This is a genomic window from Pseudomonas sp. MS15a(2019) (assembly GCF_013277805.1).
GTDB lineage: Bacteria > Pseudomonadota > Gammaproteobacteria > Pseudomonadales > Pseudomonadaceae > Chryseomonas > Chryseomonas benzopyrenica.
Genome location: NZ_VBTN01000003.1, coordinates 261,169 through 284,024, shown reverse-complemented (window position 1 = coordinate 284,024; position 22,856 = coordinate 261,169). Strand labels below are relative to the sequence as shown.

Below are 22,856 nucleotides of genomic sequence, written 5' to 3'. Positions count from 1 at the left end.
GGTGAATCTCTCGGCGCCCTTCATCGCCCGGCCGGTCGCGACCCTGCTGCTGAGCCTGGCGTTGCTGCTGCTGGGCGCCATCGCCTTCCGGCTGTTGCCGGTGGCGCCCCTGCCGCAGATGGACTTTCCCACCATCACGGTCTCGGCGACCCTGTCCGGGGCCAGTCCCCAGGTGATGGCCTCCAGCGTCGCCACACCGCTGGAGCGTTCCCTGGGCACCATCGCCGGCATCAGCTCCATGACCAGCCGCAGCAGCCAGGGCTCGACGCAGATCATCATCCAGTTCGATCTGGACAAGAACGTCAACACCGCCGCCCGCGAGGTGCAGGCGGCCATCAATGCCTCGCGCAACCTGCTGCCGAGCGGCATGCGCCAGATGCCACGCTATCGCAAGGTCAATCCGTCCCAGGCACCCATCATGGTGTTCTCGCTGACCTCCAAGACCCTGAGCAAGGGCGAGCTCTACGACCTGGCGTCCACGGTGCTGGCCCAGAGCCTGTCCCAGGTCAGCGGCGTGGGCGAGGTGCAGATCGGTGGCAGCTCCCTGCCGGCGGTGCGCATCGAGCTGGAACCGCGCCAGCTGGAGCATTACGGGCTGGCGCTGGACGACGTCCGTACCGCCATCAACAGTGCCAACCAGCGCCGCCCCAAGGGCGCGGTGGCCAATGACGAACACAATTGGCAGATCCAGGCCAACGACCAGCTGTTCAAGGCCGCCGACTATGCGCCCCTGATCATCCGCTACCAGGATGGCGCGACGTTGCGCCTGCGCGATGTCGCCAAGGTCAGCGATGCCGTGGAAGACCGCTACAACGCCGGCTTCTACAACGACCAGAGCGCCGTGCTGCTGGTGGTCAATCGGCAGGCCAATGCCAACATCATCGAGACCATCGCCGCGCTCAAGGCGCGCCTGCCGGCGCTGGAGGCCATCGTCCCGGCCAGCGCGCGCCTGGAAGTGGCCATGGACAGATCCGGGGTGATCAAGGCCACCCTGCATGAAGCCGAACTGACGCTGATCATCGCCGTCTTCCTGGTGATCGGCGTGGTCTGGCTGTTCCTCGGCCGGCTGCGCAGCGCGGTGATCCCGGCCCTGGCGGTGCCCATCTCCCTGGTAGGTACCTTCGCCGTCATGTACCTGCTCGGCTTCTCGCTCAATACCCTGTCGCTAATGGCCCTGATCCTGGCCGCCGGGCTGGTGGTGGACGATGCCATCGTGGTACTGGAGAACATCGCCCGGCACATCGATAACGGCATGGCGCCGCTCAAGGCGGCCTACCAGGGCACCCGCGAGGTGGGCTTCACGCTGTTGTCGATGAACGTTTCCCTGGTGGCCGTCTTCGTCGCCATCCTCTTCATCGGCGGTATCGTCGAAAAGCTGTTCCGCGAATTCTCCCTGACCCTGGCCGCCGCCATCCTGGTGTCGCTGGTGGTGTCTCTCACGCTTACGCCCATGCTCTGCGCGCGCTGGCTCAGGCCCCACGATCCCGCCACCGAAAGCCGCCTGCAGCGTTTCAGCGAGCGGGCCCATCGCCGGCTGGTGGCCGGCTACAACCGCAGCCTCGGCTGGGCCCTGCGTCATCGGCGGCTGACCCTGCTGAGTCTGATCGCGACCATAGCGCTCAACGTGCTGCTCTATGTGGTGGTGCCCAAGACCTTCATGCCGCAGCAGGACACCGGCCAGCTGATCGGTTTCATCCGCGGCGACAATGCGCTGTCGTTCCAGGTCATGCAGCCGAAGATCGAGATCCTGCGCAAGTCGCTGCTGGCCGATCCGGCGGTGGCCAGCGCCTCCGGCTTCGTCGGCAGTTCCGGCTCCGGCAGTGGGGTGAACAACGCGGTGATGCTGATTCGCCTCAAGCCCATCGCCGAGCGCCAGCTGGATGCGCAAAAGGTCATCGAGCGCATCCGCGCCAACGCGCCCAAGGTGCCGGGCGCCCAGCTGTTCCTCATGGCCGACCAGGACCTGAGATTCGGCGGTCGTCAGCAGAGCACCTCGTCCTATGAGTACAACCTGCTCTCGGGCGACGTCGGGCTGCTGGAAACCTGGCAGCCCAAGGTATTGGCCGCACTCAAGGCGCTGCCGGAGCTGACCGCGGTGGACGGCCGCGAAGGCAGCACCCAGCAGATCACCCTGCAGATCGACCGCGAGAAGGCCAAGCGCCTCGGCGTGGACATGGAGACCGTCGCTGCGGTGCTCAACAACTCCTTCGCCCAGCGGCAGATCTCGACCATCTACGAGCCGCTCAACCAGTACAAGGTGGTGATGGAGATCAATCCGCGCTATGCCCAGGATCCGACCGTCCTCGAGCAGGTGCGGGTCATCACCAGCAGCGGCGCCCAGGTCCCGCTGTCGGCCTTCGCCTACTACACCAACAGCCTCGCCGAGGACCGGGTTACCCACGATGGCCAGTTCGCCTCGGAGAGCATCAACTTCGACCTGGCGCCGGACGTCAGCCTGGAACAGGCGACCCGGGCGGTACAGCGCGCGGTGGCGGCCATCGGCTTGCCGACCGATGTCCAGGGTCGCCTGGGCGGATCCGCCAACATCTTCGCCAGCACGGTGTCGGGGCAACCGCTGATGATTCTCGGCGCCCTGGTGCTGGTCTATATCGTCCTAGGCGTGCTCTACGAGAGCTACGTGCATCCCCTGACCATCCTCTCGACGCTACCGTCGGCCGGGGTAGGGGCCTTGCTCGCCATCCAGCTCACCGGTGGCCAGTTCAGCCTGATTTCCATGCTCGGCCTGTTCCTGCTGATCGGGGTGGTGAAGAAGAATGCCATCATGATGGTGGATCTGGCCCTGCAGCTGGAGCGCCAGCAGGGACTGACGCCCGAGGAGGGCATTCGCCAGGCCTGTCTGTTGCGCCTGAGGCCCATCCTGATGACCACCATGGCCGCCATCCTCGGTGCCGTACCGCTATTGATCGGCAATACCGAAGGCGCCGAGATGCGCCAGCCACTGGGCCTGGTGATCGTCGGTGGCCTGGTCTTGAGCCAGATCCTCACCCTCTACACCACCCCGGTGGTCTATCTCTATTTCGAACGCCTGCGCCGCCGCGTCAATCGCTGGCGCGGCATCCGTACCGACGCTGCCCTGGATACGCCGCTATGACTCCAACCCTGCGCCTGCCGACGCTGACCCTGGCTCTGCTACTGGCCGGCTGTACCCTGGGCCCGGATTACCAGCGGCCGACCACTGCGGTGCCGGTCGCCTACCGTCATGCCGAGGGCTGGCAGGCCGCCGCGCCCAAGGATCTGGAGGTCCGTGGCGACTGGTGGCGCCGCTACGATGATCCGACCCTGGATCGCCTGATGGTCCAGCTGAACCAGCGCAACCAGAGCCTGGCCCAGGCCGAGGCGACCTATCGGCAATCCCTGGCCCTGGTCAGTCAGGCGCGGGCCGCGTTGTTCCCGACCCTGTCCAGCAGCCTGGGCGCCACCCGTTCCGGACGCGGCGGCGGTTCGGGCAGCAACACCGTCATCCGCAACTCCAGTGGCACCAGCAGCACCTTCAGCAGCAGCGGCACCAGTACCATCAGCAACGCCTATGACGCCAGTCTGGGGGTGAGCTGGGAGCTGGATCTCTGGGGCCGCGTCCGCCGCCAGGTGGAGTCGGATCGGGCCACCGCCCAGGCCAGCGCCGCCGAGCTGGCCGCCACCCGCCTTAGTCTGCAGACGCAACTGGCGACCAACTACCTGCAGCTGCGGGTGCTGGATGCCCAGCAGCGGCTGCTCGACGCCACCGTGGCCGCCTACGAGCGCTCCCTGCGGCTGACCCAGAACCAGTATCGCGCCGGTATCGTCACTCCGGCCGATGTCGCTCAGGCCACCACCCAGCTGAAGAGCACCCAGGCCGACGCCATCGATCTCAGGTATCAACGCGCCCAGCTGGAAAACGCCATCGCGGTGCTGGTCGGCGAAGTCCCGGCCAATTTCCAGCTGGCTGCGGTCAAGACGATTCCCGAGTTGCCGCCGCTGCCGAGCGCCGTGCCCTCGACGCTGTTGGAGCGGCGTCCGGACATCGCCCAGGCCGAGCGCCAGGTCATGGCCGCCAATGCCGCCATCGGCGTCGCCGAAGCCGCCTACTATCCCGACCTGACCCTGAGCGCCAGCGGTGGCTACAGCGCTAGCCAATGGGGCAGCCTGGTCAGCACCCCGAATCGCTTCTGGTCGATCGGGCCATCCTTCGCCCTGTCGCTGTTCGATGGTGGCCTGCGCCGGGCCCAGGTGGAGTCGGCCGAAGCCAGCTACGACGCCAGCGTCGCCGGCTATCGCCAGACCGTGCTCGATGGCTTCCGCGAGGTGGAAGACTACCTGGTGCAGTTGCGCACCTACGATGACGAAGCCGGCGTACGCCAGGAGGCCCTGGACGCCGCGCGCCGCGCCCTGCAACTGGCAGAGAATCAGTACCAGGCCGGGTTGATCGGCTATCTCGACGTCGTCACCCTGCAGACCACCGCCCTGAGCAACGAACGCACCAACCTGACCCTGCTGGGCAGTCGCCTCAGCACCAGCGTCCAGCTGATCGCCGCGCTCGGCGGTGGCTGGGATGGCAATCTCACTCCGCCCGTACCGCCCCGGCGGCCCTGACTGCATTTCTAGTCCTGGGTACAGCTGCAACGAAACGCGCTCAGCCTGCCGTTATGCCCTTTCGTCAGGCTCAGCCCCTTTGTTGGGTTTTGAATCGCGTGGTGTAGATGATAGTTTTGGTCCTTTGCTATCAGGTAAGGACAGCATGGAAAGCGAAGTCAGTTTGGAAAAAACATTTTATACGTCAAGCAGTATCAAGGTTACGAATACGCGATTCATTGTGAATCAGAAAACCTATGCAATGGCCTCGGTCAGCTCCGTCAAGGTTGGATCAGCCGATAAAACTCCATCAAAATCCAACGCTGTGATTGTGTTTTTCGTTGGTCTTGCGCTCTTCTTTATTGGGATTGGCAATCTAAAGTCTCATTGGCTTATGGCTACGATAGGTGTGGGCTTGCTTGTTCTCGGTATTAAAATGTATCGCGCTATCAAGCCAGTATACGAGTACAAGCTAATCCTAACTACTTCATCTGGAGAAACTACCGCTCTTAGCAGTAATGAAGAGTCAGACATTCGTGCGGTCGAGTCTGCCCTAAATGACGCAATAGTTTTTAGGGGCTGAGTTGGCGGGAGGGTGTTGGCAGCGCGAACTGCTTCAATGGGTCAGTTATAACTCAAGCCACCCTCTTGGGGTGGCAATAGCGGGTTCAATTTATTCGCTTTACACTTGATTCAGGGTCTTAAAAAGAGCACAAAAAAGCCGGGCGATTGCCCGGCTTTTTCATGACTGGCGCTTAGTTGGGGAAGAGTTCGCCCAGCTTCATGCTCAGCATCATGTTGCCTTCGACGCGCAGTTTGCCGGACATGAAGGCCTGCATGCCGTCGGTTTCGCCGCTGACGATGCCAGCCAGGGTGTCCTGGTCCATGATCAGGGTGCAATCCGGGTCGGCGGCGTCGCCTTGCTGGACGTCGCAGGTGCCGTCCTTGACGACCACGTAGTAGTTGTCACCGCCCTCGACGTCGAATTGATAGGTGAGATCCAGGCCGGCCGCGGCGGAGGGGTCGAACTTGCTCTTCAGGGTGGCGATGGCTTCGGCTGCGCTCATGGCGAGGGTCCTTGTGGTCTTTTTCGATGAGGCCCACTCCGGCGGGAGGGGCAGGGCACTCGACCGAGGGTAGGGGGCGGCAGGAGGCCTGTCAACGGATATTCATACGCTTGTTTGAAAGGCTGGTGCGCGTGCACGGATTGATCGCTGCCAATGGCTAGCCGGTGCCGGAAGACCGCCGGGAATCGCCGAGTTTCTATCGGTCGGGCGACTCGGTATGCTGGGCAGGGCACTGCTGCCGCCATCCTAGGAGAGTCCGTGGAGTTTCTTGCCGACTATGCCAGTTTCCTGGCCAAGACCGTCACCGTGGTGGTCGCCATCATCGCCGTGCTGCTGTTCACCGTCGCCGTCCGCGGCCGCAACCGGCGCAGCTCCGCTGGCCAGTTGCAGGTGCAGAAGCTCAATGACTTCTATCGCGATCTGCGGCTGAGGTTACAGCAGAGCGTGCTGGGCAAGGAGGCCTTCAAGGCCCTGCGCAAGCGCGAGACCAAGGCCGAGAAGACCAAGCGCAAGAGCGAGACCGGCAAGTCGCGGGTCTATGTGCTCGATTTCCATGGCGACATCAAGGCCACGGCCAACGAACACCTGCGCAACGAGATCACCGCCGTCCTGACCCTGGCGACGCCCAAGGACGAGGTAGTGGTGCGGCTGGAAAGCGGTGGTGGCCTGGTGCATAGCTATGGCCTGGCCGCCTCGCAACTGGCGCGCATCCGCCAGGCGGGAATTCCCCTGACCATCTGCGTCGACAAGGTAGCGGCCAGTGGCGGTTACATGATGGCCTGCATCGGCGACCGTATCCTCTGTGCGCCCTTCGCCATCCTCGGCTCCATCGGTGTGGTCGCCCAGTTGCCCAATGTCCACCGCCTGCTGAAGAAGCATGACGTGGACTTCGAGGTCTTCACCGCCGGCCAGTACAAGCGCACCGTCACGGTGTTCGGCGAGAACGACGAGAAGGGCAAGGAAAAATTCCAGCACGATCTGGATACCACCCATGTGCTGTTCAAGAATTTCGTCGCCCACTACCGGCCGCAGCTCAATATCGACGAGGTCGCCACCGGCGAGGTCTGGCTCGGCCAGGCCGCGCTGGGCAAGCAACTGGTGGACGAGCTGCGCACCAGTGACGAATACCTGGCCGAACGGGCCCAGGTGGTCGAAGTCTTTTCGCTGCGCTTCGTCGAGAAGAAGTCGTTGCCCGAGCGCCTGGGCATGGCCGCGAGCCTCGGGGTCGATCGCCTGGTGAGCACCTGGTGGGAGCGCCTGGCCGAGTCGACCCGCTGGCGCTGAGGTCCAAGGGACTGACGGCCCATAACAAGACTCCAATGGAGGTTATGCGATGAGCAATTTTCAGGCGCTCTGGGTGACCGAAGGGGCCCATGGTGCTTTCCGGCAAGAGGTGGTGACGCGCCGCCTGGACGACCTGCCCGCGGGCGAGGTGCTGATCCGGGTGCGCTACTCCTCGCTCAACTACAAGGACGCCCTGTCGGCCATCGGCAACCGCGGCGTGACCCGGCGCTATCCCCATACCCCGGGTATCGACGCTGCCGGGGTGGTGGAGCACTCCAACGCTGGCGAATTCGCCGTGGGCGATGAGGTGCTGGTAACGGGCTACGACCTGGGCATGAGCACTCCCGGCGGCTTCGGCCAGTACATCCGGGTGCCGGCCGCCTGGGTGATCCGCCGCCCGGACAATCTCGGCCTGCGTGAAGCCATGGTGCTGGGCACCGCGGGGCTCACCGCGGCGCTGTGCGTCGAGAAGCTCGAACAGATGGGCCTGACCCCTGAAGCTGGTACCGTGCTGGTCACCGGTGCCAGTGGTGGCGTGGGCAGTCTGGCGGTCAAGTTGCTGGCACGCCTGGGCTATCACGTGGCGGCGTCCACCGCCAAGCTGGAGCGCGCGGAGTGGCTGCATCGGCTGGGCGCTCGGCAGATCCTCGACCGTGCGACCCTGGCCGATGGCGTCGGCAAGCCGCTGCTGGACCAGCAGTGGTCCGGCGCAGTGGATACCGTCGGCGGCGACATCCTCTTCAATGTCATCAAGTCATTGGAGTACGGCGGCAGCGTAGCTTGCTGTGGCATGACGGCCGGCACCACCTTCGAGGCCGGGGTCTTTCCCTTCATCCTGCGCGGGGTGAATCTGCTGGGTGTGGACTCCGTCGAGTTGCCGCTGATGGCCAAGGCCGCGCTCTGGGACAAGCTCTCGGTGCAGTGGAAGCTGGATGACCTGGACAGCCTGACTCGCGAGGTCGGCCTCGAAGAGTTGCCCGATACCATCAGCCAGATTCTTGCCGGCAAGATGGTGGGTCGCGTGGTCGTCGATCTCGGTTGAGCGAAGGCCAGGCAAAAAGAAACCCGCCGCGGCGGGTTTCTTTTTGCGTCCGAGGCGGTCAGGCCTGACGACGACGGAACAGCGGCTCCGGTTGATCCACCGCGCTCTGGTAGGTCACGCTGAAGTCGCGCAGACCGGCCAGCGCCGCTTCCGGATCGCGGTCGGCACGGACCACGTAGGCGTCGAAGCCACAGCGCTTGAGAAAGAACAGTTGGTCCTGCAGGACGTCGCCGATGGCGCGCAGCTCGCCGGTCCAGCCGAAGCGTTCGCGCAGCAGGCGCGCATAGGAATAGCCACGCCCGTCGACGAAGGCCGGGAAGTTAATGGCGATCAGGGCGAAATGCTCGAGATCGGCGGCGATGCTCTCGGGCTCTTCGTCGCTGTCCAGCCAGATGCCCAGGCGGCCGTCGCGGCAGGTGAGGGCATGGCCGTGTTCCAGCCACAGCGCGGCCGGAATGATCACGTCGTCGCTGTTGGGGACGTCTGCGAAGGCGACGTCCTTGGGCAATAGGTGCCAGTTGTCGGTGACCAGCTGGTCGCCCTTAATGATTCTTTGCATAGACGCGCTCCTTGAAGGGGTCGATACCGATACGGCGGTAGGTGTCGATGAAGCGCTCGTCTTCGGTGCGTTGCTCGACGTAGACGTTGATCAGCTTGCCGATCACCTCGGGCATCTGGTCCTGGGCGAAGGAGGGGCCGAGGATCTTGGCCAGGGTGGCGTCACGACCGGCGTCGCCGCCGAGGGATACCTGGTAGAACTCCTCGCCCTTCTTGTCCACGCCCAGGATGCCGATGTGGCCGACGTGGTGGTGACCGCAGGCGTTCATGCAGCCGGAGATGTTGAGATCCAGCTCGCCGATGTCGAACAGGTAGTCCAGGTCGTCGAAACGGCGCTGGATGGCTTCGGCGATGGGGATCGACTTGGCGTTGGCCAGGGAGCAGAAATCACCGCCCGGGCAGCAGATGATGTCGGTCAGCAGGCCGATGTTGGGGGTGGCGAAGCCGTGCTCGCGCAACTCGTGCCAGAGCTCCAGCAACTGATCCTGTCGGACGTCGGCGAAGATGACGTTCTGCTGGTGGGAGGTGCGCAGCTCGCCGAAGCTGTAGCGATCGGCGAGGTCGGCCATGGCGTCCAGCTGGCGATCGGTGACGTCGCCCGGGGCCACGCCGGTGGGCTTGAGCGACAGGGTCACGGCGACATAGCCCGGACGCTTGTGGCGGAAGGTGTTGCGCTGACGCCAGCGGGCGAAACCGGGCTGCTCGGCGTCCAGGCGGGCGAGGGCTTCGTCCTGGTCCTGCAGCTCGGCATAGGCCGGATCGACGAAGAAGGCGGAGACCCGCGCGACCTCGGCGTCGGTCAGGGTGATGGGGCCGTCCTTGAGGTGGGCCCATTCGGCCTCGACCTTTTCGGCGAAGGCGTCGGCGCCCAGGGCCTTGACCAGGATCTTGATGCGCGCCTTGAACTTATTGTCGCGGCGACCGTAGCGGTTGTAGACCCGCAGGGTGGCTTCCAGGTAGCTGAGCAGGTGCTGCCAGGGCAGGAATTCGCGGATGAATTCACCGGTGTGGGGGGTACGGCCCTGGCCGCCGCCGACCAGCACGCGGAAGCCCAGCTCGCCGGCCTCGTTGCGCACCGCTTCCAGGCCGATGTCGTGCACCTCGATGGCGGCACGATCCAGGGCGGCGCCGTTGACGGCGATCTTGAACTTGCGCGGCAGGAAGGCGAATTCGGGGTGGAAGGTCGACCACTGGCGGATGATCTCGCACCAAGGGCGCGGATCGACCAGTTCGTCATGGGCGACGCCGGCGAACTGGTCGGTGGTGGTGTTGCGGATGCAGTTGCCGCTGGTCTGGATGGCGTGCATCTGCACGGTGGCCAGCTCGGCGAGGATCTCGGGGACGTCTTCCAGCTCCGGCCAGTTGAACTGGAAGTTCTGCCGGGTACTGATGTGGGCGTAGCCCTTGTCGTAGTCACGGGCGATCTGCGCCAACTTGCGCACCTGGGTAGTGTTCAGCAGGCCGTAGGGCACCGCGACCCGCAGCATGGGCGCGTAGCGCTGGATGTAGAGACCGTTCTGCAGGCGCAGCGGGCGGTATTCTTCGCCACCCAGCTCTCCAGCCAGGAAGCGGCGGGTCTGGTCGCGAAACTGGGCGACACGCTCTTCGACGATCCGCTGATCGTACTGATCGTAAACGTACATGGTCATCCTGCTGTCAGGCGGCGCGCACGGCTGCGCGTGATCGAAGTCCTGGGCACCCCGGGGTGCTCTGGAGACTTTTCTAGGCCGTGCACGATAGCAGCAGGTCTATATGCTTAAAAGCGATGTTTCTTTATATATAAATCTATTCCGGCGATAAGCGGAAAGCGGGTGGGCGGCGCCGGATACCACTTATGAATACCGTGGTTGATAAAGCGTAGCGAGCGGCTGTCAGGCGGGTGCGCGCGGCGCGCAGGAACCGGACCGGGCTCGCGCACGAGTGTACGAGCGGTACATGAGGATTCCGAGCACTGCACGCGCCCGTCTGGCGGACGCGCAGTAGTTTTAGCAGCCGCGGTTAGTTCAGGCCCAGCTTGCCGCGCAGGGTGGAGAGGTCCTCGGCCAGGGTGTTGACCGGACCGACCAGGGCCTTGCGATCACGCTCGCTGACCTTGTCGTAGGCCTCGAAGCCGCCATCCTTGGTCTTGTACTTGGCCAGGATCTTGTCGACCGTGGCGAAGTTCTTGTCGACCTTGCCGACTAAAGCCTGGTCCTGCTTCTCGATCTGCGGGCGGAACAGGTCGACGATCTTCTTGGCGCCATCGACGTTGGCCTGGAAATCGTACAGATCGGTATGGCTGTAGCGTTCTTCCTCGCCCGACACCTTGGTCGCCGCCACTTCCTCCATCAGCGCCGCAGCGCCGCCGACCACCTTTTCCGGCGGGAAGGTCAGGCCGTCGACGCGGCTCTGCAGGTCCTTGACGTCCTCCAGCAGCTTGTCGGCGAGGGGCCCCTGGCCCTCGGTGGTGTTCTGGGCGAAGAGGGCGTATTCCAGGCGGTGGAAGCCGGTGAAGTCCTCGGATTTGACGCCTTGTTCATGGTCGTCTTCACGGGAATCGATGGCGGCGTCCAGGTCGCTGAAGAGTTCGGCGATGGGCTCGACCTGCTCGTAGGAGACCCGCGTCGGCGCATAGAGCTTGCGCGCGGTGGCCAGGTCGCCGCGCTTGACCGCTGCGGTAAAGGCCTGGGTCTGCTCGGTGAGCTTGGCCAGGTTGTCGGTGACATAGATCTTGTAGTCGGAGATGGGGCCGACCAGGTCCAGCGGCGAGTTGGCGGCAAAGGCCGGCATGGCCAGAGCCAGTCCGAGGGCAACGGCGAGTGACGAGCGTTTCATTCGACTTCTCCTGTCGAGGGTTTAAAGCGGTGCGGCTGCCAGCAGGCTGCGGCCGAGGTAGTCCTTTGGATCGGTGATGCCTGGCAGGACGAAGAAGTAGCCGCCGCCGATGGGCTTGATGTATTCCTCCAGGGGCTCGCCATCCAGCCGCTTCTGCACGGCGATGAAGCCCTGTTCCAGGTCGGCCTGGTAGGCGATGAACAGCAGGCCCATGTCGAGTTGGCCATTCTTGCGCACGCCGTTGGAGTAGTTGAAGGGGCGGCGCAGGATCAGGTTGCGCTGGCTCTCCGGGGTGCGGGGATTGGCCAGGCGGATATGGGCGTCCAGCGGGGTGACCTTGCCCTTGGGGTCGCTCGCGTAGTCCGGCACGTCGGTCTCGTGACCGCCGGCCATGGGCGCGCCACTGGCCTTGCGCCGACCGAAGATGGCTTCCTGCTCCTGCAGCGGGGTGCGATCCCAGCGCTCGACGAAATTGCGGATGATGCGCACCGCCTGGTAGCTGCCCTGGGCCGCCCAGGCCGGTTCGCCGCTGCCGGGCTGGACCCAGACGATCCGGTCCATCGCCTGCTGGTCGGTGGAATCCGGGTTGGCCGAGCCGTCGCGGAAGCCGAGGAAGTTGCGCGCGCTCTCGGCGGGCTGGCCGGGCGGCGGATCCTGCACCGGCACGCTGCCTTCCTGCTTCCAGCGGATCGCCAGGAGATCCGGCAGGTTCTTCAGGATGTCGCGCAGGGCGTGGATGTTGGTGTCCGGGGTGTTGGCGCAGAACTGCAGGCAGAGATCGCCATGGCAGCAGTCCGCTTCCAGGGCGTCGTTGGGAAAGCCGGTCATGCGCTGCAGCTGCCGCGGCTTGATCGCGCTCAGGCCGAAGCGGTCATCGAACAGGGACTCGCCGACGGAGACGGTGATGGTCAGGTTGTCCGGCGTCACGACCGGACCGAGGATGCCGGAATCCAACGGCGGCAATTTGGGGTCGACCTCCGGCACCGGGCCACCCTGCATGAGAAAGCGGATGCGTTCGTCGAGGGTGCGCAGCAGGCGTTCCAGGTCCTCGCGATCGCTGGCCAGCACATCGAAGGCCACGATCATTCCGGCCGCCGGCCGTGGGGTGACGATGCCGCTCTGGTGCGGGCCAAGGAACGCCTGGCGCTGATGGGTATTGGCGCTGCCGGGGGCGCGGGTCACCTCGGCGGTGCTGGCCGCCCGGGCGTGCATCGGGCAGAGCCCGGCACCGGCCAGGGCCACGCTGGCGGCGCCGAGGCCACCCAGCAGGCGGCGACGTTCGATATTGGGCTGATCGGGAGCGGACTTCTTCATGGCGTGGTCTTGGTGGCGGCAAGGCCCAGGGCCGGGGCGACCTGGTCGAGGGAATCGGCCAGCGCCTGGGCCGCGGCGGCGATGCGCTGGCGATCGTCAGGGGACAGGGAAGAGTAGGGGCGGTGGACATCGCCCAGGGCCGCGGCAAAGGCGTCGGCCTGGGTATCCAGGCGTTGCTGCAACTCGGGATGACCCTTGGCGAGCAGCGGGCGCAGCAACTCGATCACCTTGCGCGTGCCCTCCAGGTTGGCGGCGAATCCAGGCAGGAGCAGCTGGCTATAGCGCTCTTCCTCGCCCGAGATCCGGGTGCTGGCCAGGTTGTGCAGCAGGCGTGCGGCGTTGCCGCTGAGTTGCTCCGGTGGCAGCGACTGACCGAGCAAGGCGTCGCGCAGCGCGGCGGCGTCCTGCTGCAGGCGGTTGGCGACCGGCTCCAGGCCCTGAGTGCTGTTGCCGGCGAAGAGGCCTTGTTCGAGGCGATGGAAGCCACCGAAGGCTGGATCCTGTTCGCGCTGTTCGTAGTAGTCGGCGCGGGCATTGAGGCGATTGTCCAGCTCGGCGAAGCGCTGGGCGGTCGCCGCCAGGCGCTGGTAAGGCAGGCGGGCAGCGGCATAGGCGGCGCGGGCCTGCTCCAGGTCGCCCGCGGCCAGCGCCTGTTGCAGGGTGGCGATGCCCTGCAGCAGCAGGCGGCTCTGCTGATTTAGGTAGACGCGGTACTCCGACAGCGGACCGACGAACTGGGTCAGGGTCGGGCCGGCCTTGCTGGCGGCTTCCGAGGCGGCCGTGGGCAGCACCTTCAGGGTGCCGCGCGGATTGCTCAGCAGGCCGCAGGTAATGGCGTAGTCGCCGGGCGCCAGGGTGGCGTTGATGACCTGGCTGAGACCGGGGGCGATGTTCTCGCGCTCCTCGACCACCAGGACGCCATCGAGGATTTCCCACTCCACCGCACGGTCCGAGCGGTTGACGATACGGAAACGCGCCGGCCCGGCGGGCACCTCCAGGGCATTGGGCTCGCAGCGATTGGCCAGAATCTCGACTCTGACCTCACCGTCACCCACCTCGGCATGGCGCTGACCGGCCGAGCGCGAGGCGTAGTAGAAGGCGGCGGCCGCCACGACCAGCAAGGTCGCGGAGCCGATCACGGCCAGGCGCATGGCCGTGGAGCCTGGCTTTGGCGAATGGGAGTTGGTGTTGTTCAAGACGGGCGCTCCAGCGAGGCAGGGGTGGTTACGACAGGACGCTGGGGCGCCGCCGGGGTGCGAAAGAACAGCGGCAGGGTGACCGCCAGGAACAGCAGATAGGCGCCAAGGGTGCTGACCGTGGGGGTGTCCTGGTAACCGAACATACCGGCCAGGACCGTACCGACCGGGCCGTCGGCGGGCAGCACATGGCTCCAGTCGAAGACCACCTGCTGCAGCGCATTCCACAGCCCGGCTTCATGCAGGGCCTTGATCGAGTTGGTGAACAGGCCGGCCGCTACGAAGAGGATGAACAGGCCGGTGAAGCGAAAGAATTTGCCCAGGTTCAGCCGTACACCGCCGGTATAGAGGCCATAGCCCACCGCGATGGCGATGACCAGGCCCAGCAGGGCGCCCAGGGGCGCACCGGGGCCGGCGCTCTGCTGGAAGATCGCGAGCAGGAAGAACACCGTTTCCAGGCCCTCGCGGGCGACCGCCAGGAAGACCATGCCGATCAGGGCATAGACTTGGTTGCGCGAGGCGGACAGGGCGTTTTCCAGGGAGTCCTGCAGCTCGGTCTTGATCGAACGCGCCGCCTTGCGCATCCAGAACACCATGGAGGTGAGGATGGCCGTGGCCGCCAGGCCTACCACCGCTTCGAACAGTTCCTGTTGTCGCTGCGGAAATTCGGCGCTGGCCAGTTGCAGGCCGGCGCCGACGAACAGCGACAGCGCGGCGGCCAGCATCACGCCGACCCAGACCGCGGGCATCCAGTGACCACGACCGGTGCGTTGCAGGTAGCTGGCGATGATGCCAACGATGAGCGCCGCTTCGATGCCTTCGCGGAGCATGATCAAAAAGGGAACGAGCATGAAAGCTATCACCGACATAAGCGAAGGGGCGCGAAGGCGCCCGGAGGTCGGTGATTTGTATCACAATGATTCAGATTGTTAAATGCGGATGATTCTCGTGCCTTGCGGATCCGCCGACTGGTTGGCAGCGGATCCCCGTATTGCAGAGCCTCAGGCGCGAAAGACCACGGCGGTATCCGGCGCCTTGCCGGTAGCGAAGCGGCGGATCTCGCGCCAGCTGCGCAGATCGACCACCGCCAGCTGGTTGTCCTCCAGGGCCGCGAAGAGGCGCTCGCCGCGGGGATCGAGGTTGAGTCCGGGCACGGCGCTACCCATGGGCAGGTAGGCCACTTCGGCGAGGGTATCGGGCCGCAGCAGCGAAAGACTTTTGTCCGCCAGGTTGGAGACCAGCAGGCGGCCATCCGGCAAGGCGGCCACGCGCACCGCTTCGCCGCGCAGCTTGCCCTGGCGGAGCGGCGCGAGGTCGCGGGCATCCAGCGCATGGAGGATGCCGGCGAACCGGTCCCGCACATAGAACGTCCGCTCGTCCGGACTCAGGCAGCAGCCTTCTGGCGCCTGACCAAGATACTTCTTCACCGGCAGGACGGCGGGATTGTGCGCATCCACCAGGATAACCAGGCCGCTCAGGGTATCGGCGACATAGGCACGCCGCCCATCGCGGGTCAGCACGAAGTAGTGGCTGCGCGTGCCGCCGACCGGGACGATCTGACTGGGTGATTCGGCGGTGGCGGGCTGGTCGAAGCGAATGAGCAGTGAATCGGTCTCGCTGAGCACATAGAGGCGACCCTGGTCGTCCAGCCGCATGCCGTGCAGGCGGTGGTAGGGCGACAGGTCGATGGACCTTACCAGCCGGCGCTCGGCGAGATCGATCACGCTGACCTGGTGACCGCCTTCGCCGGGCGCCTGCCAGCTCTTGACGCCATACTGGCCGACATAGGCATAGCGACCCTGACGGTCGGCGACGATCTCGTGGGGCTGCTCGGGCAATTCCAGGCTGCCGACGCGCTTGCCATCGGCCAGGCGATAGAAGCCGAGGCCGGGGGCTTCCTTCTCGACCAGGGCGAGGTATTCGTCATCTGCCGCAACGGCGTTGAGTGGATAGCCGCCCAGTAGGGGCAGGGCGGCACTGGCAGCCAGCAGGCCGAGGGTCCGGCGGCGATTCAGGTGGGGCATAGGAGGTCTCCCGAGGGGCAAGCCTCCCTGCCGGGGTCCAGCGAATCCGTGCTACTCGAATAGACCCTTGAACCAGGTCCAAACTCCGAAGGAGTAGTCGGGAAAGATATCGATGCCCAGCGCGGACTTGAGCAGATAGAGCAGCACCAGACCCACCAGGCCGCAGGCCAGCAGAATCGCCGCCAGCACCGTGGCCTTGCCCAGCAGGGACAATTCCTGCTCCAGGCGCGAGAGCTGACGATAGTTGCGACCGGCGAGGAAGACGAAGTAGTAACGGCGATGCCAGAACTTGACGGTGCCGCGCAGATCGACGCTGTGCTTGCCCCAGCTGCGGGTGCCGAAGGCCAGCTTGAGGGCTTCCAGCTGCTCCTCGGTAAAGGTCTCGCGCAGCTCTTCGGGCAGACGTTCCTTCAAGCCGGCGATGAAGGGGTCGTGGCGTTTAATGCGATCCTGCATGGAAAAAGCTTCCCTCTGAATGGTGCGAGTGCACTCTGAGGGGGGCGCCAGGCCTGGCGTTCCGCCGCATCTGATAGGCGGGGCCAGGCGCGGGACGATCGGTCAGGCGCTGACGCGTACGGGGCGCAGCACCTCTGCCCGGGCGCGCAACTGGCCACAGCCGCCATCGACATCCTGGCCGGCGGAATTGCGCACCTTGGTGAGGAGGCCGCGGCTGTGCAGGTAGCGCACGATCTGCACGATGCGCTCGCCATCGGGGCGCTGGTAGTCATCCACTTCCAGGCTGTTGTAGGGGATCAGATTGAGCACGCCGTATTTGCCCTTCATCAGGCGCAGCAGTTCGTCCATCTCTTCCTGACTGTCGTTGATGCCGGCGAGCAGCGTCCACTGGTATTGGATCGGATAGCCGATCAGCCGGGCATAGGCTTCACCCTGTTCGATCAGCTCGCCCGGTTCGTAGCGGGGCGCCTTGGGCAGCAGCCGGGCCCGCCGCTCGGCATTGGTACTGTGCAGCGACAGCGCCAGTGCCGGCCTGACCGCCTGCTGGGGCAGTCGCTCGAACACCCGCGGATCGCCGACGGTGGAAAACACCAGGTTGCGATGACCGATACCGCCGGCGTTGCCCAGCAGGTCGATGGCTTCCAGCACGTTGTCCAGGTTGTGCGCAGGCTCGCCCATGCCCATGAAGACGACCTTCTTCACCGCCCTGATCCGTCGCGCCAGGGCGACCTGGGCGACGATCTCGGCACTGCCCACCTGGCGCAGCAGGCCGCTCTTGCCGGTCATGCAGAAGACGCAGCCCACCGCGCAGCCGACCTGGGACGATACGCAGAGTCCATCACGCGGCAGCAGCACGCTTTCCACCGCCTGGCCGTCGCCCAGGGTCACCAGCATCCGCGCCGAGCCGTCGGCCCCCGGATGCTCCGAGGTCACCCGGGCCAGGCCCTCCAGGCGCTCGGTCAGCGCAGGGATGGCGTTACGCACCTCCAGGGGCAGGAAATTTTCGGCGTGCTGGCGGCGGGTACCGGTGTCCAGGGGCAGGCCCTGGCACCAGGCGCGCAGGATTCTGGCGCTGTGCTTGGGCTTGGCACCGGCATCGGCGAGCAACTGGACGACATCGGAAATACGCATGGGAAAAGGGCAGGTCGGGGGCGGGCGGCGATAATAGGACAGGGCAGGGATGCTATCCTAGTCCTTTGCAAGACGAGGACCCGTCATGAAGTTCATCCACCAGCGCGAGCATCTCAACGAGGGCGACCTGGTCGTCATCCAGAGTTCGGGGGTGTGCAACATCCGCCTGATGAACGATGCCAATTTCCGCAGCTTTAAGAACGGTGGCCGCCACACCTATCATGGCGGCGCCTTCGACACCTTTCCGGCGCGTATCACCGTACCCAGCACCGGCTTCTGGAACATCACCCTGGACACCGTGACCAAGCGGCCCATCAGCGTGACCCGCAAGCCCGAGATCAAGCACTCGATCAAGATCGTCCGCCGCTCGCCTTCCGAGCTGCGTTGAGACAGCGGTCACCCGTCCCTGGGTGACCCTGGCGGCTATTTCGGCTGCAGCTCCAGCAGCCGGGCGTTGGCACCGTCTTCCAAGACCCAGAGACTGCCGTTGGGACCTTCCTCGACGTCACGGATGCGCGTGCCCATGGCATAGCGCTCCACCTCGCGCGCCTCTTCGCCCTTGAGTTCGATCCGTACCAGCGCCTTGGACGACAACCCGCCGATGAAGGCATTGCCCTTCCAGGCCGGGAAGCGGTCTCCTGCGTAGATCATCAAGCCGGCGGGGGAGATCACCGGCGTCCAGGTGATCTTGGGCGGGATGAATTCCGGGCGTGTGGAGTGATCGGGAATCGGCTTGCCGCCATAGTGGTCGCCATTGGAGACCTCGGGATAGCCGTAGTTGCCGCCACGCTGGATCAGGTTCAGCTCGTCACCGCCCTGGGGACCCATTTCCTGCTCCCATAGGCGGCCTTGGGCATCGAAGGCGATACCCAGCGGATTGCGATGGCCCAGCGACCAGACCTGCGCCGCTACGCCGCCTTGCTTGGCGAAGGGGTTGTCCGCGGGGACACTGCCATCGTCATTGAGGCGGATGAGCTTGCCCAGGTTGCCGCTCATGTCCTGGGCCGGGGTGAACTTCTGCCGTTCACCCGAGGTGATCCACAGCTTGCCGTCCGGACCGAATCTCATGCGATGGCCATAGTGACCGTTGCCACTGACCTTGGGCGTCTGCCGCCAGATCACCTTGAGGTCACTGAGCGAACCACTGCCGTCCTCCTTCAGGGTCAGCTTGGCCCGGGCGACCGCCGCGCCCTGGGTGCCGTCTTCGCCGGCCTCGGCATAGCTCAGGTAGATCAGCCCGTTGCTGGCGTATTGCGGATGCAGGATGACATCGCCCAGTCCGCCCTGGCCGGCGGCGATCACCTTGGGCACGCCGCTGATGTCCTGGGCCTTGCCGGTCTGCACATTCAGGTGCTTGAGCACACCGCCTTTCTCGGTGACCAGGGCAGTGCCATCCGGCAGGAAGGCGATCGCCCAGGGCGCGTCCAAGGTGGCCCTGGGCGTGGCCGTGAAGGGCCACTGATCCTGGGAGAGAGCCTGGGGTGCGGCATTGGCGTTCAGGGTGGCGAGACTGAGCAGGAGACTGCCGGCAGCTAGGGTGAGACCTTTCATGGGCACGCTGTCCTCGTCGTTGGAAGTCCCTACACCCTAGTAGGGACGCCAGCGAAAAGGGCCGCGTTTTTGTTACCTGAGGCGTCTGCCAGCTTAGTTGTCGTACCCCAAATTCGGCGCCAACCACCGCTCCGTCACCGCCAGCTCCTGGCCCTTGCGCTCGGTGTAGCTGCCGACCTGATCCTTGTCGATCTTGCCCACGGCGAAATACTGGGCCTCGGGATGGGCGAAGTACCAGCCGCTGACGGCGGCGGCCGGGAACATCGCGTAGTGCTCGGTGAGGAAGACCCCGCTGCGACCGGCCTCGTTGAAGCTCGCTTCGGGATCCAGCAGCTTGAAGAGGGTGGCCTTCTCGGTGTGATCGGGGCAGGCCGGGTAGCCGGGGGCAGGGCGGATGCCCTTGTACTGCTCGCGGATCAACGCCTCGTTGTCCAGGGTCTCGTCCGCGGCATAGCCCCAGTGTTCCTTGCGCACCCGCTCGTGCAGCCATTCGGCACAGGCTTCGGCGAGGCGGTCGGCCAAGGCTTTCACCATGATCGAGTTGTAGTCGTCGCCCTTGCGCTCGTAGTCCTTGGCCAGTTCCTCGGCGCCGATGCCGGCGGTGACGATGAAGCCGCCCATGTAGTCGGTCACACCCGTTTCCTTGGGCGCGACGAAGTCAGCCAGGGACAGGTTAGGCTTGCCCTCGGGCTTGATGGTCTGCTGGCGCAGGTGGTGCAGGATGGCCAGCGGCTGGCCGTCCTCGCCATAGACTTCCAGGTCATCGTCACGGACCTGGTTGGCCGGCCAGAAGCCGAACACGGCGCGGGCCTTGATCAGTTGCTCGTCGATCAGCTTGCTGAGCATGGCCTGGGCATCGTCGAACAACGCGGTGGCGGCTTCACCCACCACCTCGTCGGTGAGGATGCGCGGGTACTTGCCGGCCAGGTCCCAGGAGATGAAGAAGGGGGTCCAGTCGATGTACTCGGCCAGCACCGCCAGGTCGATGTCTTCCAGCACCCGGGTGCCGGTGAAGCTGGGCTTGGGCGCCTGGTAGCCGAGCCAGTTGAAGGCCGGCTTGTTGGCCACCGCCTTGGCGTAGGACAGGCGTTCGGTACGGGCGCTGCGATTGGCGGTGCGCTCGCGCACCTCGACGTAGTCGGCGCGGGTGCGCTCAACGAAGCCGGCCTTGAGTTCCTTGGAGAGCAACTGGGTGGCCACACCGACGGCGCGCGAGGCGTCGGTGACATAGACCACGGCATCGTTCCGGTACTGCGGCTCGATCTTGACCGCGGTATGGGCCTTGGAGGTGGTGGCGCCGCCGATCATCAGGGGCAGGGTGAAGCCCTGGCGCTGCATCTCCTTGGCGACGTGGACCATCTCGTCCAGCGAGGGGGTGATCAGGCCCGACAGACCGATGATGTCGCACTTCTCGGCGATGGCGGTCTGCAGGATCTTTTCCGCCGGGACCATGACGCCCAGGTCGACGATGTCGTAGCCGTTGCAACCCAGCACCACGCCGACGATGTTCTTGCCGATGTCGTGGACGTCGCCCTTGACCGTGGCCATGAGGATCTTGCCCTTGGCCTCGGGCTTGTCGCCTTTCTCCGCCTCGATGAAGGGAATCAGGTGGGCCACCGCCTGTTTCATCACCCGGGCGGACTTGACCACCTGCGGCAGGAACATCTTGCCCGAGCCGAACAGGTCGCCGACCACGTTCATGCCGCTCATCAGCGGACCTTCGATGACCTCGATGGGCCGCGCGCATTGCTGGCGGCACTCCTCGGTGTCCTCGACGATACAGGTGGTAATGCCCTTGACCAAGGCATGCTCCAGTCGCTTGTCCACCGGCAGGCCGCGCCATTCCTCGGTCTCGGCTTCCTTGACCGCGCCGCCGCCCTTGTAGTCGTCGGCGATGGCCAGCAGGGCGTCGGTGCCGGCCGGGGTGCGGTTGAGCACCACGTCCTCGACCCGCTCGCGCAGGGCGGCCGGAATCTCGTCGTAGATCTCCAGCTGGCCGGCGTTGACGATACCCATGGTCAGGCCGTTCTGGATGGCGTGGTAGAGAAAGACCGAGTGGATGGCCTCGCGTACCGGGTTGTTGCCGCGGAAGGAGAAGGAGACGTTGGACACGCCGCCGGAAGTCAGGGCGTAGGGCAGGTTGTCGCGGATATAGGCACAAGCGTTGATGAAGTCGACCGCGTAGTTGTTGTGCTCCTCGATCCCCGTCGCCACGGCGAAGATGTTGGGGTCGAAGATGATGTCTTCCGGCGGAAAGCCGACCTGGTTGACCAGGATGTCGTAGGAGCGGGCGCAGATCTCGTTCTTGCGCGCCTCGGTGTCGGCCTGCCCGTCTTCGTCGAAGGCCATGACCACCACCGCCGCGCCATAGCGCTTACACAGCTTGGCGTGATGGATGAAGGCTTCGACGCCTTCCTTCATGGAGATGGAGTTGACGATGCCCTTGCCCTGGATGCACTTGAGGCCGGCCTCGATCACCTCCCACTTGGAGGAGTCGATCATGATCGGCACCCGGGAGATGTCCGGCTCGGAGGCGATCAGGTTGAGGAAGGTGACCATGGCCGCCTGCGAGTCCAGCATGCCTTCGTCCATGTTGATGTCGATGACCTGGGCGCCGGCTTCTACCTGCTGCTGGGCCACTTCCAGGGCCTCGGCATAGTTCTCCTCACGAATCAGCCGGGCGAACTTGGCCGAGCCGGTGATGTTGGTGCGCTCGCCGACGTTGACGAACAGCGACTCGCGGCTGATGGTGAAGGGTTCCAGGCCCGAGAGGCGGCAGGCCTTGGGAATGTCCGGCAACTGGCGCGGCGCATGCCTGCCGACCGCCTCGGCGATGGCCTGGATATGCGCCGGGGTGGTGCCGCAGCAGCCGCCGACGATGTTGAGCAGGCCGCTGGCGGCGAACTCCTCCACCACCGCCGCCATCTGCTCGGGGCTTTCGTCGTATTCCCCAAAGGCGTTGGGTAGGCCGGCGTTGGGGTGGGCGGAGACGAAGGTATCGGCCTTGGTCGCCAATTCCTCGACGTAGGGCCGCAGTTCCTTGGCGCCCAGGGCGCAGTTGAGGCCGACGGAAATCGGCTGGGCGTGGCGTACCGAGTTCCAGAAGGCCTCGGTGGTCTGGCCGGAGAGGGTGCGGCCGGAAGCGTCGGTGATGGTGCCGGAGATCATGATCGGCAATTCGATGCCGACCTCTTCGAACACGCCTTGGACGGCGAAGATCGCCGCCTTGGCATTGAGGGTGTCGAAGATGGTCTCGATCAGGATAAGGTCGGCGCCGCCCTCGATCAGGCCGCGGGTGGCCTCGGTGTAGTTTTCCACCAGCTCGTCGAAGGTGACGTTGCGATAGCCGGGGTTGTTGACGTCCGGAGAGATGGAGCAGGTCCGGCTGGTCGGGCCGAGCACCCCGGCGACGAAGCGCGGGCGATCCGGGGTCTCCAGGGTCTTGGCGTCGGCCACTTCACGAGCGACCCGGGCACCGGCCAGGTTCAGCTCATAGGTGATCTCTTCCATGCCGTAGTCGGCCTGGGAGACCCGAGTGGCATTGAAGGTGTTGGTTTCCAGGATGTCGGCGCCGGCATCCAGGTAGGCCTTTTCGATCTCGGCGATGATCTTCGGCTGGGTCAGCAGCAAGAGGTCGTTGTTGCCCTTGACGTCGCTCGGCCAGTCGGCGAAACGCCTGCCGCGGTAGTCCGCTTCCTCCAGGCGATAGCTCTGGATCATGGTGCCCATGCCGCCGTCGAGGATGAGGATGCGCTGCGCGAGGGCGTGGCGAAGGGCGGCGAGGCGAGAGCTACGATCAGTCATGGGCATTCCACAGAGATGAAGAGACGCTGGACAAAGGGTGGCAGCA

At 65.1% G+C, this 22,856-nt stretch carries 18 protein-coding genes and 1 other RNA gene; 6 read left to right on the top strand and 13 right to left on the bottom strand.

Annotation, left to right across the window (positions count from 1 at the left end):
- Position 1 precedes the first annotated feature (1 nt).
- The 3 genes from FEZ61_RS04885 (at position 2) to FEZ61_RS04875 (ending at position 5,152) form a co-directional block, all read left to right on the top strand.
- Positions 2-3,112: an efflux RND transporter permease subunit gene (locus tag FEZ61_RS04885; RefSeq protein ID WP_173147543.1), complete on the top strand. Its 3,111-nt coding sequence runs from the start codon at positions 2-4 to the stop codon at positions 3,110-3,112.
- The gene (locus tag FEZ61_RS04880; RefSeq protein WP_017640560.1) at positions 3,109-4,590 is read left to right on the top strand and encodes an efflux transporter outer membrane subunit; all 1,482 of its coding nucleotides are present in this window, start codon (positions 3,109-3,111) and stop codon (positions 4,588-4,590) included. Before FEZ61_RS04885 ends, FEZ61_RS04880 begins: the two co-directional genes overlap by 4 nt.
- Before the next feature lie 145 nt (positions 4,591-4,735).
- Positions 4,736-5,152 carry a DUF6232 family protein gene (locus FEZ61_RS04875; RefSeq protein ID WP_156522345.1) on the top strand — a complete coding sequence of 139 codons (417 nt, stop codon included), beginning with the start codon at positions 4,736-4,738 and terminating at the stop codon, positions 5,150-5,152.
- A gap of 172 nt (positions 5,153-5,324) precedes the next feature.
- Here the strand turns inward: FEZ61_RS04875 and FEZ61_RS04870 are convergent, their stop codons facing one another.
- Complete coding sequence (locus tag FEZ61_RS04870) at positions 5,325-5,636, bottom strand: SCP2 sterol-binding domain-containing protein (RefSeq protein ID WP_017640561.1); 312 nt, start codon at positions 5,634-5,636, stop codon at positions 5,325-5,327.
- 258 nt (positions 5,637-5,894) lie between these two features.
- Here FEZ61_RS04870 and sohB point away from each other — a divergent pair, with 258 nt between their 5' ends.
- Together sohB and FEZ61_RS04860 are read left to right on the top strand one after the other, a co-directional pair.
- Positions 5,895-6,920, top strand: coding sequence for a protease SohB (gene sohB / locus FEZ61_RS04865; RefSeq protein WP_133863095.1), 1,026 nt, complete (start codon positions 5,895-5,897; stop codon positions 6,918-6,920).
- A gap of 49 nt (positions 6,921-6,969) precedes the next feature.
- Complete coding sequence (locus tag FEZ61_RS04860; protein ID WP_173147541.1) at positions 6,970-7,962, top strand: YhdH/YhfP family quinone oxidoreductase; 993 nt, start codon at positions 6,970-6,972, stop codon at positions 7,960-7,962.
- A gap of 58 nt (positions 7,963-8,020) precedes the next feature.
- On the opposite strand, the gene FEZ61_RS04855 is transcribed toward FEZ61_RS04860, so the two are convergent.
- The 10 genes from FEZ61_RS04855 to FEZ61_RS04810 form a co-directional block, all read right to left on the bottom strand.
- Positions 8,021-8,521 (bottom strand): DUF934 domain-containing protein, encoded by a 501-nt coding sequence (locus tag FEZ61_RS04855; RefSeq protein ID WP_173147539.1) that lies wholly within the window; start codon positions 8,519-8,521, stop codon positions 8,021-8,023.
- The gene (locus FEZ61_RS04850) at positions 8,505-10,163 is read right to left on the bottom strand and encodes a nitrite/sulfite reductase (RefSeq protein ID WP_173147537.1); all 1,659 of its coding nucleotides are present in this window, start codon (positions 10,161-10,163) and stop codon (positions 8,505-8,507) included. Before FEZ61_RS04850 ends, FEZ61_RS04855 begins: the two co-directional genes overlap by 17 nt.
- Before the next feature lie 202 nt (positions 10,164-10,365).
- Positions 10,366-10,440: non-coding RNA, sX9 sRNA (locus FEZ61_RS04845), on the bottom strand.
- Positions 10,441-10,518: 78 nt separating this feature from the next.
- Positions 10,519-11,334 (bottom strand): iron uptake system protein EfeO, encoded by an 816-nt coding sequence (gene efeO / locus FEZ61_RS04840; RefSeq protein WP_173147535.1) that lies wholly within the window; start codon positions 11,332-11,334, stop codon positions 10,519-10,521.
- A gap of 21 nt (positions 11,335-11,355) precedes the next feature.
- A complete protein-coding gene (gene efeB, locus FEZ61_RS04835; RefSeq protein ID WP_173147533.1) occupies positions 11,356-12,648 on the bottom strand; it encodes an iron uptake transporter deferrochelatase/peroxidase subunit in 1,293 nt (430 codons plus the stop codon).
- Positions 12,645-13,799: an iron uptake system protein EfeO gene (gene efeO / locus FEZ61_RS04830; protein ID WP_173148084.1), complete on the bottom strand. Its 1,155-nt coding sequence runs from the start codon at positions 13,797-13,799 to the stop codon at positions 12,645-12,647. Before efeO (FEZ61_RS04830) ends, efeB begins: the two co-directional genes overlap by 4 nt.
- Positions 13,800-13,840: 41 nt before the next feature.
- Entirely contained in the window at positions 13,841-14,695 is an 855-nt protein-coding gene (efeU, locus tag FEZ61_RS04825) for an iron uptake transporter permease EfeU (RefSeq protein ID WP_173147531.1), read from the bottom strand.
- A gap of 150 nt (positions 14,696-14,845) precedes the next feature.
- Positions 14,846-15,868 carry a twin-arginine translocation pathway signal protein gene (locus tag FEZ61_RS04820; protein WP_173147529.1) on the bottom strand — a complete coding sequence of 341 codons (1,023 nt, stop codon included), beginning with the start codon at positions 15,866-15,868 and terminating at the stop codon, positions 14,846-14,848.
- Between the two features lie 51 nt (positions 15,869-15,919).
- Positions 15,920-16,324: a 3-phosphoshikimate 1-carboxyvinyltransferase gene (locus FEZ61_RS04815; RefSeq protein WP_173147527.1), complete on the bottom strand. Its 405-nt coding sequence runs from the start codon at positions 16,322-16,324 to the stop codon at positions 15,920-15,922.
- Positions 16,325-16,426: 102 nt separating this feature from the next.
- On the bottom strand, positions 16,427-17,455 hold the full coding sequence (locus FEZ61_RS04810) for an RNA methyltransferase (RefSeq protein ID WP_173147525.1): 1,029 nt from the start codon (positions 17,453-17,455) through the stop codon (positions 16,427-16,429).
- Between the two features lie 85 nt (positions 17,456-17,540).
- On the opposite strand from FEZ61_RS04810, the gene FEZ61_RS04805 reads away from it, so the two are divergent.
- Entirely contained in the window at positions 17,541-17,843 is a 303-nt protein-coding gene (locus FEZ61_RS04805; RefSeq protein WP_017640573.1) for a DUF1883 domain-containing protein, read from the top strand.
- Positions 17,844-17,878: 35 nt separating this feature from the next.
- Here FEZ61_RS04805 and FEZ61_RS04800 read toward each other — a convergent pair whose 3' ends face one another.
- Together FEZ61_RS04800 and metH are read right to left on the bottom strand one after the other, a co-directional pair.
- Positions 17,879-19,006: a PQQ-dependent sugar dehydrogenase gene (locus FEZ61_RS04800; protein WP_173147523.1), complete on the bottom strand. Its 1,128-nt coding sequence runs from the start codon at positions 19,004-19,006 to the stop codon at positions 17,879-17,881.
- A 93-nt stretch (positions 19,007-19,099) separates the two neighbouring features.
- Positions 19,100-22,816, bottom strand: a complete 3,717-nt coding sequence (gene metH, locus FEZ61_RS04795; RefSeq protein WP_173147521.1) for a methionine synthase — start codon at positions 22,814-22,816, stop codon at positions 19,100-19,102.
- Between the last annotated feature and the right edge of the window lie 40 nt (positions 22,817-22,856).

Coding starts and splice junctions, on each gene's coding strand:
- FEZ61_RS04805 (WP_017640573.1), top strand. CDS start 17,541: ATGAAGTTCATCCACCAGCGCGAGCATCTCAACGAGGGCGACCTGGTC.
- FEZ61_RS04820 (WP_173147529.1), bottom strand. CDS start 15,868: ATGCCCCACCTGAATCGCCGCCGGACCCTCGGCCTGCTGGCTGCCAGT.
- FEZ61_RS04875 (WP_156522345.1), top strand. CDS start 4,736: ATGGAAAGCGAAGTCAGTTTGGAAAAAACATTTTATACGTCAAGCAGT.
- FEZ61_RS04880 (WP_017640560.1), top strand. CDS start 3,109: ATGACTCCAACCCTGCGCCTGCCGACGCTGACCCTGGCTCTGCTACTG.
- efeB (WP_173147533.1), bottom strand. CDS start 12,648: ATGAAGAAGTCCGCTCCCGATCAGCCCAATATCGAACGTCGCCGCCTG.
- FEZ61_RS04855 (WP_173147539.1), bottom strand. CDS start 8,521: ATGCAAAGAATCATTAAGGGCGACCAGCTGGTCACCGACAACTGGCAC.
- metH (WP_173147521.1), bottom strand. CDS start 22,816: ATGCCCATGACTGATCGTAGCTCTCGCCTCGCCGCCCTTCGCCACGCC.
- FEZ61_RS04810 (WP_173147525.1), bottom strand. CDS start 17,455: ATGCGTATTTCCGATGTCGTCCAGTTGCTCGCCGATGCCGGTGCCAAG.
- FEZ61_RS04815 (WP_173147527.1), bottom strand. CDS start 16,324: ATGCAGGATCGCATTAAACGCCACGACCCCTTCATCGCCGGCTTGAAG.
- efeU (WP_173147531.1), bottom strand. CDS start 14,695: ATGCTCGTTCCCTTTTTGATCATGCTCCGCGAAGGCATCGAAGCGGCG.
- efeO (WP_173148084.1), bottom strand. CDS start 13,799: ATGCGCCTGGCCGTGATCGGCTCCGCGACCTTGCTGGTCGTGGCGGCC.
- FEZ61_RS04800 (WP_173147523.1), bottom strand. CDS start 19,006: ATGAAAGGTCTCACCCTAGCTGCCGGCAGTCTCCTGCTCAGTCTCGCC.
- efeO (WP_173147535.1), bottom strand. CDS start 11,334: ATGAAACGCTCGTCACTCGCCGTTGCCCTCGGACTGGCTCTGGCCATG.
- FEZ61_RS04870 (WP_017640561.1), bottom strand. CDS start 5,636: ATGAGCGCAGCCGAAGCCATCGCCACCCTGAAGAGCAAGTTCGACCCC.
- FEZ61_RS04860 (WP_173147541.1), top strand. CDS start 6,970: ATGAGCAATTTTCAGGCGCTCTGGGTGACCGAAGGGGCCCATGGTGCT.
- FEZ61_RS04850 (WP_173147537.1), bottom strand. CDS start 10,163: ATGTACGTTTACGATCAGTACGATCAGCGGATCGTCGAAGAGCGTGTC.